Source organism: Streptomyces sp. NPDC030840 (genome assembly GCF_055572015.1).
The window spans coordinates 267,744-282,870 of the sequence record NZ_JBVIEE010000010.1 but is presented as its reverse complement, the minus strand read 5'-3'; the positions used below and the strand labels follow the sequence as shown (position 1 = coordinate 282,870).

Here is a 15,127-nt window from a genome sequence, read left to right as displayed (position 1 = left end):
GCGGCCCCCGGCCGAGCGGGCGGCCCTGACCCAGTAAGCGTCCCCAACCGAGCGAGCGGCCCCGGCCCGGCAAACGGCCCAGACCGACCGAGCGGCCCCCGGCCGGGCGGGCGGCCCAACCGAGCGGGCGGGCCCGGCCCGGCGGTGCGGCCCCGGCTCGGCGGGAGTCAGTCCGTGCCGAACTCCATCGCGGCGCGGTCCAGCAGTTCGTCGTCGCCGGAGACCTCGCCGCGGGAGGCGATGGCTTCGGCGCCGCCCTCCGGGAGGGCGCCGATCAGGCCGGTCGCGGCCGCCTGGGCGGCACCGATGGTGGCGGGGCTGCCGGTGCCGATCAGGCCGAGCCCGGCGTACTGCTCCAGCTTGGCGCGCGAGTCGGCGATGTCGAGGTTGCGCATGGTGAGCTGGCCGATCCGGTCCACCGGGCCGAACGCTGAGTCCTCGGTGCGTTCCATGGACAGCTTGTCCGGGTGGTAGCTGAACGCCGGGCCCGTGGTGTCGAGGATCGAGTAGTCCTCGCCGCGCCGCAGCCGCAGCGTGACCTCACCGGTGACGGCCGAGCCGACCCAGCGCTGCAGCGACTCGCGGATCATCAGCGCCTGCGGGTCCAGCCAGCGGCCCTCGTACATCAGCCGGCCGAGGCGCCGTCCCTCGTTGTGGTACTGGGCGAGGGTGTCCTCGTTGTGGATCGCGTTGACCAGGCGCTCGTACGCGGCGTGCAGCAGGGCCATGCCGGGGGCCTCGTAGATGCCGCGGCTCTTGGCCTCGATGATCCGGTTCTCGATCTGGTCCGACATGCCGAGACCGTGGCGGCCGCCGATGGCGTTGGCCTCCATGACCAGGTCGACGGGCGAGTCGAACTCCTTGCCGTTGATCGTCACCGGACGGCCCTGGTCGAAGCCGATCGTCACGTCCTCGGTGAGGATCTCGACCTCGGGGTCCCAGAACCGCACGCCCATGATGGGCTCGACGGTCTCGATGCCGGTGTCCAGGTGCTCCAGGGTCTTGGCCTCGTGGGTGGCGCCCCAGATGTTGGCGTCGGTGGAGTACGCCTTCTCCGTCGAGTCCCGGTAGGGCAGGTCGTGGGCGAGCAGCCACTCCGACATTTCCTTGCGGCCGCCGAGCTCGGTGACGAAGTCGGCGTCCAGCCAGGGCTTGTAGATCCTCAGGTGCGGGTTGGCGAGCAGGCCGTAGCGGTAGAACCGCTCGATGTCGTTGCCCTTGAAGGTCGAGCCGTCGCCCCAGATCTGCACGTCGTCCTCGAGCATCGCCCTGACCAGGAGCGTGCCCGTGACGGCGCGGCCGAGCGGCGTGGTGTTGAAGTAGGCACGCCCGCCCGAGCGGATGTGGAACGCCCCGCAGGTGAGCGCGGCCAGGCCCTCCTCGACCAGTGCGGCGCGGCAGTCGATCAGCCGCGCGATCTCGGCGCCGTAGGTCTGCGCACGGCCGGGCACCGAGGCGATGTCGGGCTCGTCGTACTGACCGATGTCGGCGGTGTAGGTGCACGGGACGGCACCCTTGTCCCGCATCCACGCGACCGCGACCGACGTGTCGAGGCCGCCCGAGAAGGCGATGCCGACGCGCTCGCCGGCGGGAAGGGAGGTGAGGACCTTGGACATGGGAAGAGTATGCATGCTTTCGCATGATCATGCAAAGCCCTGAGGTCGAGGTCCTGAACGAGCACTGCCAGTGGGGCGACGTCTTCGATATGCGCACCGACCGTTTCGGCATCGCATGAATGGTCAACATCACCCAGCCGTGCGCATCGGTGACGTCCCTTCAGGGCCAGCGCACCGCCGGGGCCTGACACCGCCTGCGAGCAGACGCACATGGCTGCCCCCAGGGCCTCAACGAAGAAGCCTCACACCCACACTGATCATCCGTTACTGTTTCGTGATCGCTTCAGCCACATCCGATCACATGCTCATCACACTCTGAAAGAACATGACCGCACACGAACCCAAGCCTTCCCGCTCCCGCCGCTCTGCGGGCGGTCCTGGCGCCGGGCGCCGACGGCGTCGAGGCAGCCGGGGCAAGGGAACCTGGCTGGGAGGCCTGGCGGCGGTGGCCGTTCTCGGGGCCGCCGGATTCGCCGCCGTGGGGTGGGATGCGGGAGACAAGGGAGACTTACCGGGCGAGGCCGCGTCCACCACGCGGGCCAGGCCCACCTCCGCCCCGTCCCGGACCACGCCGAGCCCCTCCGCCCCCCGGAGCCCCTCGGGCACACCGAGTTCCTCCGCCGCGCCCGGCACCCCGGCCCCCTCCCGGGTCGAGAAGATCGACATCCCCTCGACCGGGCCGGGAACGTTCGCGACGGCCTCCGGCGGAAGTGACAAGGTGGGCGAGGGCAGAACCCCGTTCCGGTACCGGGTCGACGTCGAGGACGGCATAGCCCTGTCCGCCGAGGACGTCGCCCAGGAAGTGGAACGCATCCTGGGTGACCCGCGCGGGTGGACGGCGAACGGCCGGTCGGCGTTCCAGCGGGTCTCCGGCGGCGCCACCGACTTCGCCGTCCGGGTCGCGACCCCGGGCACCGTCGACAAGATCTGTGGGCGGTCCGGGCTGAACACCCGCGGTGAGGTCAACTGCCGCGTCGGCGAGGACGTCATGGTGAACCTCAAGCGCTGGCAGCTGGCAACACCCGTGTACGCCAAGGACGTTCTGTCCTACCGCGCGCTCATCGTCAACCACGAGGTCGGTCACTTCCTCGGCCACGGCCATGTCGGGTGCCCCGGCAAGGGCAAACCGGCACCGGCGATGATGCAGCAGATCAAGGGCATGAACGGCTGCGTCCCCAACGTCTGGCCGTACGACGAGGAAGGCCGGCTCATCACCGGGCCGGCCGTGCCCTGAGCGGGAGCGCGGGCCGAGCTCCAGGCCGGCCACCGTCTGGGGTCGCGGGTGGGCCACCCCTGCGGGTCGCGAGCGCGGCGACGAGACGCGGGGCCGGGTGTTCTCCTCCCCCGCGCGCGAGCACCTGAGCTCACCCGTCCGCGCAGGACCCGCCCGGTCGCCGCCGCCCGCACCCGAAGGCGAGGGCGAGGGCGAGGGCGAGGGCGACCGTACGGGTCGTCAGGCGGCGGCCGCGGCCACCAGTTGGGGCCCTTCCGCCTCGTACAGCGACTCGATCAGTGAGCAGCGCGCGCGGGCCACGCGGGAGCGCACCGTGCCCACCGGGCAGCCGCTGACGCGCGCCGCCTCCTCGTAGGGCAGTCCCAGCAACTGGGTCAGCACGAACGCCTCACGGCGTTCGCCGGGCAGCGCGGCCAGCAGTTCCGCGAGGGCGATGCCGTCGTCGAAGCCGGGCAGGCCGCGCGGCTGGACACGTTCGGCCGCGGACTGCCAGTCGTCGGTGTCGGACAGGCGGGGCCGGGCGGCGGCGTGCCGGATGCTGTCGATCACGGCGCGGCGGGCGATGGCCAGCAGCCAACTGCGCGCCGAGGAGCGGCCCTCGAAGCGGTGCAGGCTGCCGAGTGCCCGCAGGAAGGTGTCCTGGGTCAGGTCGTCGGCGGACTGCGGGTCGGCGCCGAGGTGGGTGACGTAGCGGATGACGTCCCGGTGCAGGGCGCGGACGAACTTCTCGACGGCCTCGGCGTCGCCGCCGCGCGCGGCGAGCGCCCAGGCGGTTATCGACTCGTCGTGGGACGGGGGCAGTGCCGTCGGCAGGGCAGGAGTGAACACCTGGTGTCCTTCTCGGGAGTCCTGGAACCGGAGCCGCGCAGGGGCGCGGGCGTTCCGGTGGTCGATGACGTACGGCCGCACGGAGGCGCGCGACCGATGCCCGAGGCGAGGAGCGGAGCGTCGGCGAAGCGACGAGTGGGATGTCGACGAACGGGACGTCGACGAGTGGGATGTCGGCGACGCCTCCGGGTCAGGCCCCGGGGAACCGGCTGTCGTCAGAGGACAGCGGCCTGGGCGGGCGGACCCCGGGAGGTGAGGGCGTGGACGAGGAGGAGCTGCCGCAGCAGCCGGTCCGAGCCGCCCCGGCGGGCGCGGACGCGCGGGCGGTGCGGCGGCGCGGGCAGCCGGAGCAGCAGGCGCAGCGGCGCGACGAACCACCCGGCGAGAACCCGCAGGACGCGGAAGGCGGCGCGCTCGCCGTGGGCGAGCCACACTCCGCCGAGCAGGGCGGCGACCAGGTGGACCACGAGCATGCCCGTCGAGGACATGCCGCCCATGGCGTGCCCCGAATGACCCAGCACGTCCATGCCGCCCGTGCCGCCCATAGAGGCCACCGAGGCCATCGGCCCCGACGCGTCCATGAGTGACGAGTCCGCGGGCGCCACGCCGTCGATGCCGTGGCCCGTGGGGTGCGCGGTGGTCGCGGCACCGTGGGCCGCGTCACCGGTCCCCGGTGGCGAGCACAGTACGTAACGCACCCACCGCTCGGCGAGGGGCGCCCCGCCGGCCGGTCCGGGCCGCTCGACCGCCTGGGCGAGGGAGAACAGCGCGTGGAGGGCCACCTGGGTGGTGACCGCGACGGAACCGACCGCGAGAAGCCCGCGTTCGCGGTGGGCGAGGCACCACACCGTCCCGCCCGTTGCCAGGGTCCCGGCGACGAGCGCCCACCAGGGCACCTCGACACCGGACGTCATCACGTGCCCCTGCACGGCGAACAGCACGCAGACGGCCGCGAACACCGCGGCCCTCAGCGCACGAGAACACCGTCCAGCAGTCATGGCGGTTCATCCTTGCACCCGCGTCTCGGCTGTCCCAGTCAGCTACGGAGATCCACAGGTGCGGTGCTCATATCCACAGACGTGATTCACACCACGGCAAGGCGCCGGAAACGGGGGGAGGTTGGGGCCACCGACCCGTGACACGGGGCGTGGCCCGCCCGCGATCACGCTCTTCCCGGGGTCCCGAGGATGTCGCGCGGTGTCCGGCCTCCTGCCAGGCACCACAGCGCCATGACCGGGTCGCAGATCGCGCAGCCCAGCGAAGAGTCATGGAGGAAGGGGATGATCGGACTGCCCTTGATGTGGTGCACGACGTCCCAGGCGGTGTGCAGCAGCCAGCCGACGCCGATGAGGGTCCACGACTCCAGGCCCCGGTAGGCGACGTACGTGACGACGGCTGTGAAGGCGAACTCCCAGCCGCCCAGGCCGCCGCCACTGAGGTACGCGGCCCCAGCTCTGGCGACCATGACCGCGTTGAGGCGCCGCCGGTGCGGTTCGCGGATGAGGGACATCAGCAGGGCGTAGAGGAGACCGATGACGACGGGTATGGCGTACTGCATGGCGGTGCCTTCGTCCGAGGCGGGTGCGGGAACGGTTCATGACCGTACGGCCGTGCCCGTACGCCTCCCAGAGGCATTGCCGACAGCTTCCAACGGGTTACCGCCATGCCGGGTGGGCAGCTCTTCGGCGACGGGTTTTGCGGGGGCGGCAAAACGGGTCGCGCTGCCCGGGGCGTTCGCCGCATGATCGGAAGTCGTTCGGCACGGTCGGGCGAAGAGCGCACGCGGCGGGCACAGAGCGCACGGTCGGACAGAGAGCGCACGCGCGGGCACAGAACGCACGGCCCGGCTCACAGCGCACGGTCCGCCACAGAGCGCATCGAGGGATGGGGAGCATTCATGTCGCAGCGGGCCCTGGACGTCAGGCACCGGTTGGTTCCCTCGCCGGCGGGGCGGATCCACCTGGTGGAGCAGGGCACCGGCCCGCTGGTCCTGCTCGTGCACGGCTTCCCGGAGTCCTGGTACTCCTGGCGCCACCAGCTTCCGGCCCTGGCCGACGCCGGGTACCGCGCGGTCGCCATCGACGTCCGGGGCTACGGCCGCTCCTCCAGGCCCAGCGGGATCGACGCGTACCGGATGCTGGAACTGGTGGCGGACAACGCGGCGGTGGTGGAGGCCCTCGGGGAGGAGTCCGCGGTGATCGTCGGCCACGACTGGGGGGCGCCCATCGCCGCCAACTCCGCCCTGGTCAGGCCGGACGTCTTCCGCGCGGTGGGGCTGCTCAGCGTCCCCTACTCGCCGCGCGGCGGGCCGAGGCCCACGGAGGTGTTCGGCGCGATGGCCGGCGGCGACGAGGAGTTCTACATCTCCTACTTCCAGGAACCCGGCCGGGCCGAGAGCGAGATGGAGCCCGACGTGCGCGGCTGGCTCGCGGGCTTCTACGCGGCACTGTCCGCGGAGGGCATGGCCGCACCGGTGGCGTCCGGACCGTTCGCCGTCAGCCGGGGCGGGACGCTGCGTGAGCGGTTCCCCACCGGGCTGCCCGCCTGGCTGAGCGAGGACGATCTCGACGTGTACGCCGGGGAGTTCGAACGGACCGGCATGAGCGGGGCGCTGGCCCGCTACCGGAACGTGGACCGCGACTGGGAGGACCTCGCCGGGTTCGACGGCGCCCCCATCACCCAGCCCTCACTGTTCGTCGGCGGCAGCCTGGACGGCCCCACCCTCTGGCTGGCCGACGCGATCAAGGCGTACCCGAACACGCTGCCCGGCCTGGTCTCCTCCCACATCCTCGACGGCTGCGGCCACTGGATCCAGCAGGAACGCCCCGCCGAGACGAACAAGCTCCTGACGGAGTGGCTGGCCGCGCTGCCCGCCTGAAGTCCTCCGGACGGGGCAGGTTGGCGGGAGGCCGGTTCCACCAGCAGGCGGCGGCCATGACGGCGTGGTGCACCCAGTGGAAGGGACGAAACCTTGAGTTCCTGGCAGTTGCGGGAGAGTCTGCGGACGTCGTCGGGGACGGTCCGCTGGGACCGGTGGGGGGACCCGGGCGGGGAGCCGGTCGTGCTGCTGCACGGTACGCCCTTCTCCTCGTACGTGTGGCACGAGATCGCCCCCGCGCTGGCCGCCGGGGGCCGGCAGGTCTTCGTGTGGGACATGGCGGGGTACGGCAGCTCCGAGATGTACGACGGGCAGGACGTCTCGCTCGGCGCCCAGGGGGAGGTGTTCACGCGGCTGCTGGCGCACTGGGGACTGGACCGGCCCTCCGTCGTGGCCCACGACTTCGGCGGGTGCGTGGCCCTGCGCGCGCATCTGCTGCACGGGGCGGACTACCGGCGGCTCGCGCTGGTCGACCCGGTGGCGCTGGCTCCCTGGGGGTCGCCGTTCTTCCGGCTCGTGGGAGCGAACGCGCCGGTCTTCGAGCAGCTTCCCGGCGCACTGCACCGGGCACTGGTGCGGGAGTACGTGGGCTCCGCGAGCCACCGGGGGCTGCTGCCCGGCGCGCTGGACGCGCTCGTCGCCCCCTGGGCGGACGCGACCGGTCAGGCCGCCTTCTACCGGCAGATCGCGCAGGCGGACCAGCGGTACACCGACGAGATCCAGAAGCTGTATCCCTCGGTGCGCCTGCCGGTGACCGTGTGCTGGGGCACCGAGGACACCTGGATCCCGTTCGCCAAGGGCGAGGAGCTGGCCTCGCTGATCCCCGGCGCGAGGTTGCGGCCGGTCCCCGGCGCCGGGCACCTGGTGCCCCTGGACGCACCGGCCCGCCTGCTCGCCGAGCTTCTCGCGTTCCTCGGGGAGCACTGAGGGACGCACACCGCGTGCCGCCTGTAGGGTCGGGCACTGTGGCGGTTCAACCAGTGCAACTGTGCGTGCTGTTGTGGGCCCGGCCGGGTGCCGCCGAGGCGCTGATCGCGTACGAGGACAAGGTCCTGGCCCTGCTCGGTGAGCATGATGGCCGAGTGGTGCAGCGCGCCCGCACGGACGGCACGAACGGCGCCCCCACCGAGGTCCAGCTGATCGAGTTCACCTCGCAGTCCGGCTACGACGCCTTCATGGCCGACGAGCGCCGCACCGCCCTCTCCGGGGAACGCGACGCCGCGATCGCCCGCACCGACCTGTACCAGGTCGAACTCACCTAGCGCCCACCGCACCCCTCAGGGTCCGCGGGGAACTGGGCGACAGGCGTCCGGAACCGAGGGGGCGTCACCGCCTCGGCATCATCCTCGCCCCGCGCGGACCATGCCCGTGCGGGGCGTCACGCACACCCGTCAGGATGTCGCCCGGGCGAAGCGAAGGGACGCCGTGACGGTGGTGCGGCCACGGATCATGCCCATCTGGTTCCAGCCCATGCCGAACTGCTCCCGGTCCACGGTGAACTCCGCCGTCAGCGTGACCGCGTCGGCGCTCGCCTCCGCGAGGCGCGCGGTGAAGGACTGCGGACGGCTGATACCGCGCACGGTGAGCTGACCGGCGACCTCGACGGCGCCGTCGGCCCCGGGCTTCGCGCTGCGCACGACGAAGGTGAGCTCGGGGTGCCAGTCGGCGTCGAAGAAGTGCCCGGACCGCAGATGCGTGTCGCGCTTGGCGTTCTTGGTGTCCAGGGAGGCGGCGTTCAGCGTGATCGAGCCGGTGGCGGACCCGTCGGGACCCACCTCGCCCTCACCCGTGAGCCCGGTGAAGGTGCCCTTCACCGTGACCAGTCCCCACATCGTCTTGTGCTGGACACCGACGGTGGAACCGGCGGGGTCGAGCTGCCAGGTCCCGGTTTCGACTGCGACGGACATGAGGTCCTCCTGAGGGGGCGGGGGCGCAGGTGAAACGACGACTCTTGAGTCGTCCAAATTTGGATGACCTCAGGCTAGTCGATGCTCCAAATTTGGACAACAGATAGACTGGGACATCATGACCGACCCCTCCGCACCCGCCGACCCGCCTGGACACGCCCCGGCGGGAAAGTCCGCCCTGCTGCCGCCCGAACTGCGGGCCTGGATGGGACTTCTGGCCGCGGCGGGCGCGATCGAGCAGCAACTGCGCTCGCGGGTGAAGGAGACGCTGGGGGTCTCCCACGACGAGTTCCTGGTGCTCTGCCTGCTTGCCGACGGCCCCGCCACCGGCCTGCGCATGACACAGATCGCCGAGCGCCTCGGCCGCCCCAAGACGCGGCTCACTTATCAGGTCGCCTGCCTTCAGCACGCCGGGCTGATCACCCGCAACACCGCGTGCGGTGACCGGCGCGGCATCCAGGTGACGCTCACCGACAAGGCGCGCCGGCTGCTGCGCGAAGCCTCCGGCCCACTGGCCGAGGCCGTCACCCGCGCGATCGAGGGCCTGGAGGGTCATCAGGACTGCACGGTGATGCGCGCCCTGCTGCCCGGATCGCTCGGGTCACCAGGATCGGCAGGATCGGCAGGATCACCGAGGTCGGCGGAATCGGCGAACGCCGATAAGGACGCGTAGGCCCCCGGCGCGGCCCCGTCATCGCGCGGAGCGGGCCCCCGAAGCGCTCCATCAGAACCCGTAGAGCTGCCAGAACCCGAGAGCTTTCAGAGAACCCGGGAAACCTCGCCGATGTCGAGCCCGAAGGACCGCTCGGGCGCGGTGGTCCGTGTCGCGAGGCGCAGTGCAAACCCGCCACCGCGGCCAGGCCCCTCACTTGACCAGTCAACCAATCTCCCCCGTCCCGGAAGTGGCCGGAAACGCGCCCCGCCGTGATGTCCCGCACACGCCAGGAAGTGAGAGCTTGAACGCGGAACCAACCAGGCATCAGGGGAACTTGACCGACCCGCGGGAGTCGCCGGAATGGGCACGAGATGAGTCGTACGCCGCACACCCTCACCGTCGCCGAACTGGTCCCCGGAGACCTGCTCGCCCTCTCGGCGCGCGACGCCGACGCCGACCGCTGGTACGTCGTGATGCACACCCTGCCGGTGTGCCCCGACGCGATCCGGGTGACGCTGCGGCCACCGCTCGGCGGACCCGACCGCGACGAGGTGCTCGACCGGACCCGGACCGTGACCGTCGGTGACCACCGCGTGGACCCGGCCGGGGTCCCCCTCCTCACCTCCGCCAACCTGAGGGCCGTGGAGTTCCGGGACGGGGACCGCGTCGGCTTCCTGCGGACGGTCGATCCGCGCGCGGTCGAGGAGACGTACGTACGACGCCGGGGCCGCTGGCGTCCCGACGCGGCGGGCGACCAGGCGCACAACCATGAACACGACCGCGATGACGACCGTGACGACGGCCGGGACGACGGCCGGGACGACGACCGTGAGCGCGACCACGAGCAGCCCCAACAGCATTTTTGGGACGGCGAGTTGAGGGAGCGGGCGGCCGAGGCCGTCGACCACGTCGTGCGGCTCCACCCCCGGCCGGCCCGCCGGGCGGGGCGCGCGGCCGGCGGACCGCGGCGGGTCGTGGTCACCGGGCTGGGCGCCGTGACCCCGCTCGGTGTCGGGGTGAAGGACCTGTGGGCGGGGCTCCTCGAAGGGCGCTGCGGGATACGGGAGCTCGACGGGGAGGAGTTCGCCGGCCTGCCCGTACGCATCGCCGGCACCGTACCCGTGGACCCGGCCGCGCTGCTGCCCCGGCCGCAGGCCCGGCGGATGAACCGGGCCGCGCAGTTCGCGGTGCTGGCCGCGCGGGAGGCGTGGCGGGACGCCGGGTTCGACCCTGTGGGCACGGCCGGGAGCGGGCTGGACCCCGAGCGGGTCGGCGTCTCGGCCGGGGCCATCCTCGGTGACGCGTCCGTACTGGTGGGCGGCGACAGACGGCTGCGGGACGGAGGCCCCCGTGCCGTGTCCCCTCTGACCACCCCCATGACCGTTCCCTCGCAGGCCGCGTCCCAGATCTCGCTCGCGCTGCGGATCACCGGCGAGGCCCGCACGGTGACCAGCGCCTGCGCCTCCGGCACGGAGGCCATCGGGCAGGCCGTCGACCGCATACGGTACGGGCGGATCGACGTGGCCCTGGCCGGCGGGGCCGAGGCCGTCGTCACCCCCGCGATCATGGCGTCCTTCGCGGCCATGCGGGCGCTGTCGGCCCACGGGCTCGGGGACGGCGACAGCCCCTCGCGCCCCTTCGCCAAGGACCGCGACGGGTTCGTGAACGGGGAGGGTGCCGGGTTCCTGTTACTGGAGGCCGAGGAGCACGCGCGGGCACGTGGAGCGCGGATCTACTGCGAGGCCGCGGGCTGGGGGCTCTCCGCCGACGCCCACCACATGGCGGCGCCGGACCCGTCCGGCACGGGGGTCGCGCTCGCGCTGCGGCGTGCGCTGGCGGACGCGGGGGCGGAGGCCGGGGACGTCGTGCACGTCAACGCCCACGCCACGGCCACCGTCGACGGTGACCTCGCCGAGTCGGTGGCGCTGTCGTCCGTGCTGGGCGGTTGCCGGGTGCCGGTCACCGCGTTGAAGGGGCACCTCGGGCATCTGCAGGGGGCGGCGGGCGGGGTCGAGGCCGTCGCCACGGTCCTCACCCTTCATCACGGGCTCGTCCCACCCACCATCGGCTGCGCCGAGCGGGACTCCGCGATCGAGCTGGACGTGGTGACCGGGGCTCCGCGGCCCCTGCCCGCGCGGGGCGATGTGGCTCTGAGCAACTCGTTCGGGTTCGGGGGGCACAACGCGGTGGTCGCGTTGCGGCGGGTGGCGGGGTGAGGGAGCGCCGTAGTGGGTGCGGTGGCCGGCAGCCCGCGGGTTCGTGGTGGCTGGTCGCGCCCGCGCGGCGAAGCAGCACAAAGACTGAGCCCCGCGTCCCTGGCGAGGCGTGAGCCGGAGCGCCGTGGGGCCGGGTGTTCAGGCTGACGTGCGCTTCCTTGTCGCCGTCTTCTTGGTCGCCGCCTTCTTCGTGGCTGTCTTCTTCGCTGCCGTCTTCCTCGCCGTCGTCTTCTTGCCCGCCGTCGACCCGGAGGCCGTCTTCTTCGCCGCCGTCTTCCTCGTGCCCGCCGTCGACTTCTTCCCGGCCGGCTCCTTGGGGGCGGCGCCGGCCGCCTTGCGGGAGGGTGGCTTGTCCTTGAGCGGGGTGACGCCGGCGACCTCCTCGCCGCGGGACTCCTTGGCGGCGCGGACGCTGTTCTCCAGGGCCGACATGAGGTCGAGGACCTTGCCGCCGGGCGCCGGGGCGGGGGCGGCGGGGGGTGCCTCGCCGGAGGCCTTCGCGGCGATGAGCTCCTCGACGGCCTCACGGTAGTCGTCGTGGAGGTCGGCGAGGTCGACCTCGCCGAGGGTGTCCATGAGCGCGTCGGCGAGATCGAGTTCCTTCTCCTGGACGGTGACGTTCGTGTCGGGGGCGACCTCGTCGGTCGCGCGGATCTCGTCGGGCCACAGCAGGCCGTGCATGGCGATGACGTCGTCGACGACACGGAGCATGCCGAGCCGCTCCCGCCCGCGCAGCGCGAACTTGCAGATGGCGACCTTCTTGCTGCGTCTGAGAGCCTCTCTGAGCAGCGCGTACGGCTTGGCGGCGGGCACGCCGTTCGCGGAGAGGTAGTAGGCCGCGTCCATCTGGAGCGGATCGATCCGGTCGGCCGGAACGAACGCCTCGATCTCGATCGTCTTGGCGGTGGGGATCGGCAACGAGGCCAGGTCGTCGTCGGTGATGGGGATGATCGAGCCGTCGGCGGTCTCATAGCCCTTGCTGATCTCGTCCTGCGTCAGCTCGCGGTCCTCCAGCTCGCACACCTTTCGGTAGCGCACACGGCCACCGTCCTCCAGATGGATCTGGCGGAAGGAGATCGAGTGGCTCTCGGTGGCGTTCACCAGCTTGATCGGGATGCTGACCAGGCCGAAGGAGATGGCCCCGTTCCAAATGGATCGCACGGTCCTCACGCTAGCCCCGACCGGCCCGGAGCGCCTGCCGAGAGTGGTGTCACGTTTCGTGGCGCTTTCGTGGGATTCTCGTCGTATGACGCCGATCACGGAGGTGGAGGGCCGCAGGGTGGCCCTCTCCAACCTGGAGAAGGTCCTGTATCCCGCGACCGGCTTCACCAAGGCCGAGATGCTGCACTACTGCGCCACGACCGCGGAACCGCTGCTGGCGCACCTCAGGGACCGTCCGGTGTCGTTCCTGCGCTACCCGGACGGGCCGGACGGCGAGGTCTTCTTCACCAAGAACGTGCCGCCGGGCACGCCCGACTGGGTCACGACCGCCGAGGTGCCGCGCTCGGAGGGACCGGCCCGGATGGTGCTGGTGCAGGACCTGCCGAGCCTGATGTGGGCGGCGAACCTGGTGACCGAGTTCCACACGCCCCAGTGGCGCATCGGTGCGCCGGGTGAGGCGGACCGCCTGGTCCTCGACCTCGACCCCGGCCCGCCCGCGACGATCGTGGAGTGCTGCCGGGTCGCCCTGTGGCTGCGGGAGCGGCTCGCGGCGGACGGGATCGAGGCGTACGCGAAGACGTCCGGGGCGAAGGGGCTGCACCTGCTGGCGGCCGTGCTGCCGACTCCGTCCGGGCGGGTGACGGAGTACGCCAAGGCGCTGGCGGTGGAGGCGGAGAAGGCGATGCCCCGGCTCGTCCTGCACCGGATGACGCGGAGTCTTCGGCCGCGGAAGGTGTTCGTCGACTGGAGTCAGAACGCCGCGCGGAAGACGACGGCTACGCCGTACACCTTGCGGGCGCGTCCTGAGCCGACCGTGTCCGCGCCGGTGACCTGGGACGAAGTCGCGGACTGTACGGATCCGGGGCAGCTGGTCCTTCGTGCGGGAGATCTCGGGGCGCGGTTGCAGGCGTACGGGGATCTTCTGGCCCCCTTGCTCGATCCGGCGGGGGCCGGATCACTGCCGTGAGCGGGGCTCGGCCGGGGGCAGGGCGGGTTCTTCTCGCCCCCGCCGCCCCTACCCGTCCCATCCCTGAGGGCTGCGCCCCCAGACCCCGCGATCGGCCTTCGGCCTCGTCCTCAAGCGCCGGACGGGCTGAAATCCGGCGGCCCCCGCCTCACACCCTCAGCCACGTCCCCCGGTCCCGAGCCACCGCATGGAGCGCCTCCACGTCCGCCGGCTTGAGGATTCCTCCCGAGCGGGCGAGCGCGGGGAGGTCCGTCTCCCGCAGGACGCGGACCTCCCGCAGGGACGCTCCCACGGTGACCCCGGACGGTTCGACCGGAACCAGCACAGGGTGCACCTCCGCCGTGAGCGCGTGCGAGGCACGGGCCGCGTCCGCGCGCACCTGCCGGACCAGGGGCCGGGGCTCGCGCCGGCCCACCGTGACCATCGGGTCGGCGACGAGGACACGCTGCTTGCGGGCGTACAGCGACCGCACGCAGAACAGACCGCCCGGCCCGATCACGAGGTGGTGGATGCGGTCGCCGCCCGGGAGCGGGACCGAGTGCAGGGTGCGCCAGCCCGCGCCCTCCAGCCGGTCCAGCGCCTCACCGACCGTCTGCTCCGCGGTCAGGGCCCGGCGCCGCGGGTCCGGACGCAGCCGCCGGGGCGGACCCGGATCGCGGTCGAGGGCGATCAGGAGCGCCTCTCCGGGGCGGTTCGGGGCGAGGTCGTCGTCCGGGGGCAGCGCGAGCCGGGCGAGCTCCGCGGGGGTCGGCACCGGGGGCGGGCCCACCGTGACCGGGCCGGTCAGGAAGGGTCCGAGCGCGTCGAGCACGTCCTCCCGCCGGTCCTCGCTGAGCAGGTTGACCCGGCCTGCCTCCCTGTCGTACCAGGCGACGTTACGTCCGTCCGTGAGACAGACGTAGAGCCGATCCTGTCCGTGCCGCCCGCTCGGTATGACGCGCAGTCCGTTCATGCACCATCACCCCCGACCATGGGAACAGGCGGGGTGCTCACGGTGCAAGAAGCCGGTTACCTTTGGGGTGACTTGGGGGAGGCGCTGTTGGGGACCCACGGAACGCAGCCCGATGTACCGGCCCCGGACAGCCCGTGGGACGAGATCGTGCCCGGCCTGTGGATGGGCGGTCACGAGTTCGCCGGGCACTCCGGGGGGCGGGAGCATGCCGTCGTGCGCGACGAGTTCGACCTGGTCCTGACCCTGCTGCGGCTGCCGGGGTTCGGGCCGGACGAGGGCGTCGAGCATCATGTGTGGCCCATCCCGGACGGGCCGCTCGACGGGACCCAGCTCGCGGGCGTGATGCGGCTGGCCCGGACCGCCTCCGAGGCGCTGGAGGAGCGGCGCAGGGTACTCGTGCGCTGTTACCACGGGTACAACCGTTCCGGGCTCGTGGTGGCCCAGTCCCTGATCGCAGCGGGCCGCTCCCCCGACGACGCGATCCGCCTCATCCGCTCCCGCCGCTCCCCCTGGGCCCTGCACAACGAGCTGTTCGTGGAGTACCTGCGCACGGGCCTGGCCACGGCACGCCTCCTGGAGGAGCTCGCGGAGGACGCGGCCGAGTGACGACCCGGCCGCGGCCACGCGGCGGAGCCGCATGCTGCGCCTGGTTCAAGTGCACCATAACGTGCTGATTATCACGACATAACGGGACATCAGCAATATCGCTTGCT

15 protein-coding genes are annotated in these 15,127 nt (G+C 72.2%); 8 read left to right on the top strand and 7 right to left on the bottom strand.

All coding sequences use genetic code 11. The features are described 5' to 3' along the window. Positions 1–167: 167 nt before the first annotated feature. Positions 168–1,616 carry an argininosuccinate synthase gene (argG, locus tag ACZ49J_RS23300; protein WP_467450806.1) on the bottom strand — a complete coding sequence of 483 codons (1,449 nt, stop codon included), beginning with the start codon at positions 1,614–1,616 and terminating at the stop codon, positions 168–170. A 325-nt stretch (positions 1,617–1,941) separates the two neighbouring features. On the opposite strand from argG, the gene ACZ49J_RS23295 reads away from it, so the two are divergent. Next, entirely contained in the window at positions 1,942–2,850 is a 909-nt protein-coding gene (locus tag ACZ49J_RS23295; protein WP_468350052.1) for a DUF3152 domain-containing protein, read from the top strand. A gap of 219 nt (positions 2,851–3,069) precedes the next feature. On the opposite strand, the gene ACZ49J_RS23290 is transcribed toward ACZ49J_RS23295, so the two are convergent. The 3 genes from ACZ49J_RS23290 to ACZ49J_RS23280 all read right to left on the bottom strand — a co-directional run bounded on the left by ACZ49J_RS23290 (position 3,070) and on the right by ACZ49J_RS23280 (position 5,236). Beyond that, positions 3,070–3,678, bottom strand: a complete 609-nt coding sequence (locus ACZ49J_RS23290; RefSeq protein ID WP_467450808.1) for a sigma-70 family RNA polymerase sigma factor — start codon at positions 3,676–3,678, stop codon at positions 3,070–3,072. Positions 3,679–3,893: 215 nt separating this feature from the next. Further along, the gene (locus ACZ49J_RS23285) at positions 3,894–4,676 is read right to left on the bottom strand and encodes a hypothetical protein (RefSeq protein ID WP_467450809.1); all 783 of its coding nucleotides are present in this window, start codon (positions 4,674–4,676) and stop codon (positions 3,894–3,896) included. A gap of 164 nt (positions 4,677–4,840) precedes the next feature. Then, positions 4,841–5,236 carry a DUF6010 family protein gene (locus tag ACZ49J_RS23280; protein WP_467450810.1) on the bottom strand — a complete coding sequence of 132 codons (396 nt, stop codon included), beginning with the start codon at positions 5,234–5,236 and terminating at the stop codon, positions 4,841–4,843. Between the two features lie 339 nt (positions 5,237–5,575). On the opposite strand from ACZ49J_RS23280, the gene ACZ49J_RS23275 reads away from it, so the two are divergent. The 3 genes from ACZ49J_RS23275 (at position 5,576) to ACZ49J_RS23265 (ending at position 7,818) form a co-directional block, all read left to right on the top strand. Then, complete coding sequence (locus tag ACZ49J_RS23275) at positions 5,576–6,556, top strand: alpha/beta fold hydrolase (protein WP_467450811.1); 981 nt, start codon at positions 5,576–5,578, stop codon at positions 6,554–6,556. Positions 6,557–6,649: 93 nt separating this feature from the next. Continuing rightward, positions 6,650–7,483, top strand: coding sequence for an alpha/beta fold hydrolase (locus ACZ49J_RS23270; protein ID WP_467450813.1), 834 nt, complete (start codon positions 6,650–6,652; stop codon positions 7,481–7,483). 38 nt (positions 7,484–7,521) lie between these two features. After that, complete coding sequence (locus ACZ49J_RS23265; protein ID WP_467450814.1) at positions 7,522–7,818, top strand: hypothetical protein; 297 nt, start codon at positions 7,522–7,524, stop codon at positions 7,816–7,818. Between the two features lie 129 nt (positions 7,819–7,947). On the opposite strand, the gene ACZ49J_RS23260 is transcribed toward ACZ49J_RS23265, so the two are convergent. Then, on the bottom strand, positions 7,948–8,463 hold the full coding sequence (locus tag ACZ49J_RS23260) for a YceI family protein (protein ID WP_467450815.1): 516 nt from the start codon (positions 8,461–8,463) through the stop codon (positions 7,948–7,950). A 118-nt stretch (positions 8,464–8,581) separates the two neighbouring features. On the opposite strand from ACZ49J_RS23260, the gene ACZ49J_RS23255 reads away from it, so the two are divergent. Beyond that, positions 8,582–9,136 (top strand): MarR family winged helix-turn-helix transcriptional regulator, encoded by a 555-nt coding sequence (locus ACZ49J_RS23255; RefSeq protein WP_467450817.1) that lies wholly within the window; start codon positions 8,582–8,584, stop codon positions 9,134–9,136. A 353-nt stretch (positions 9,137–9,489) separates the two neighbouring features. Further along, complete coding sequence (locus ACZ49J_RS23250; RefSeq protein ID WP_467450818.1) at positions 9,490–11,334, top strand: beta-ketoacyl-[acyl-carrier-protein] synthase family protein; 1,845 nt, start codon at positions 9,490–9,492, stop codon at positions 11,332–11,334. Between the two features lie 138 nt (positions 11,335–11,472). On the opposite strand, the gene ku is transcribed toward ACZ49J_RS23250, so the two are convergent. After that, positions 11,473–12,495: a non-homologous end joining protein Ku gene (gene ku, locus ACZ49J_RS23245; RefSeq protein ID WP_467450819.1), complete on the bottom strand. Its 1,023-nt coding sequence runs from the start codon at positions 12,493–12,495 to the stop codon at positions 11,473–11,475. Between the two features lie 85 nt (positions 12,496–12,580). Here ku and ligD point away from each other — a divergent pair, with 85 nt between their 5' ends. Continuing rightward, complete coding sequence (ligD, locus tag ACZ49J_RS23240) at positions 12,581–13,462, top strand: non-homologous end-joining DNA ligase (RefSeq protein ID WP_467450820.1); 882 nt, start codon at positions 12,581–12,583, stop codon at positions 13,460–13,462. Between the two features lie 148 nt (positions 13,463–13,610). Here ligD and ACZ49J_RS23235 read toward each other — a convergent pair whose 3' ends face one another. Continuing rightward, entirely contained in the window at positions 13,611–14,414 is an 804-nt protein-coding gene (locus ACZ49J_RS23235; protein WP_467450821.1) for a nuclease-related domain-containing protein, read from the bottom strand. Between the two features lie 162 nt (positions 14,415–14,576). On the opposite strand from ACZ49J_RS23235, the gene ACZ49J_RS23230 reads away from it, so the two are divergent. Next, positions 14,577–15,020, top strand: coding sequence for a protein-tyrosine phosphatase family protein (locus ACZ49J_RS23230; RefSeq protein ID WP_467450974.1), 444 nt, complete (start codon positions 14,577–14,579; stop codon positions 15,018–15,020). Positions 15,021–15,127: the final 107 nt, after the last annotated feature.

Coding starts and splice junctions, on each gene's coding strand:
- argG (WP_467450806.1), bottom strand. CDS start 1,616: ATGTCCAAGGTCCTCACCTCCCTTCCCGCCGGCGAGCGCGTCGGCATC.
- ACZ49J_RS23295 (WP_468350052.1), top strand. CDS start 1,942: ATGACCGCACACGAACCCAAGCCTTCCCGCTCCCGCCGCTCTGCGGGC.
- ACZ49J_RS23285 (WP_467450809.1), bottom strand. CDS start 4,676: ATGACTGCTGGACGGTGTTCTCGTGCGCTGAGGGCCGCGGTGTTCGCG.
- ACZ49J_RS23280 (WP_467450810.1), bottom strand. CDS start 5,236: ATGCAGTACGCCATACCCGTCGTCATCGGTCTCCTCTACGCCCTGCTG.
- ACZ49J_RS23275 (WP_467450811.1), top strand. CDS start 5,576: ATGTCGCAGCGGGCCCTGGACGTCAGGCACCGGTTGGTTCCCTCGCCG.
- ACZ49J_RS23260 (WP_467450815.1), bottom strand. CDS start 8,463: ATGTCCGTCGCAGTCGAAACCGGGACCTGGCAGCTCGACCCCGCCGGT.
- ACZ49J_RS23255 (WP_467450817.1), top strand. CDS start 8,582: ATGACCGACCCCTCCGCACCCGCCGACCCGCCTGGACACGCCCCGGCG.
- ACZ49J_RS23250 (WP_467450818.1), top strand. CDS start 9,490: ATGAGTCGTACGCCGCACACCCTCACCGTCGCCGAACTGGTCCCCGGA.
- ligD (WP_467450820.1), top strand. CDS start 12,581: ATGACGCCGATCACGGAGGTGGAGGGCCGCAGGGTGGCCCTCTCCAAC.
- ACZ49J_RS23235 (WP_467450821.1), bottom strand. CDS start 14,414: ATGAACGGACTGCGCGTCATACCGAGCGGGCGGCACGGACAGGATCGG.
- ACZ49J_RS23230 (WP_467450974.1), top strand. CDS start 14,577: ATGGGCGGTCACGAGTTCGCCGGGCACTCCGGGGGGCGGGAGCATGCC.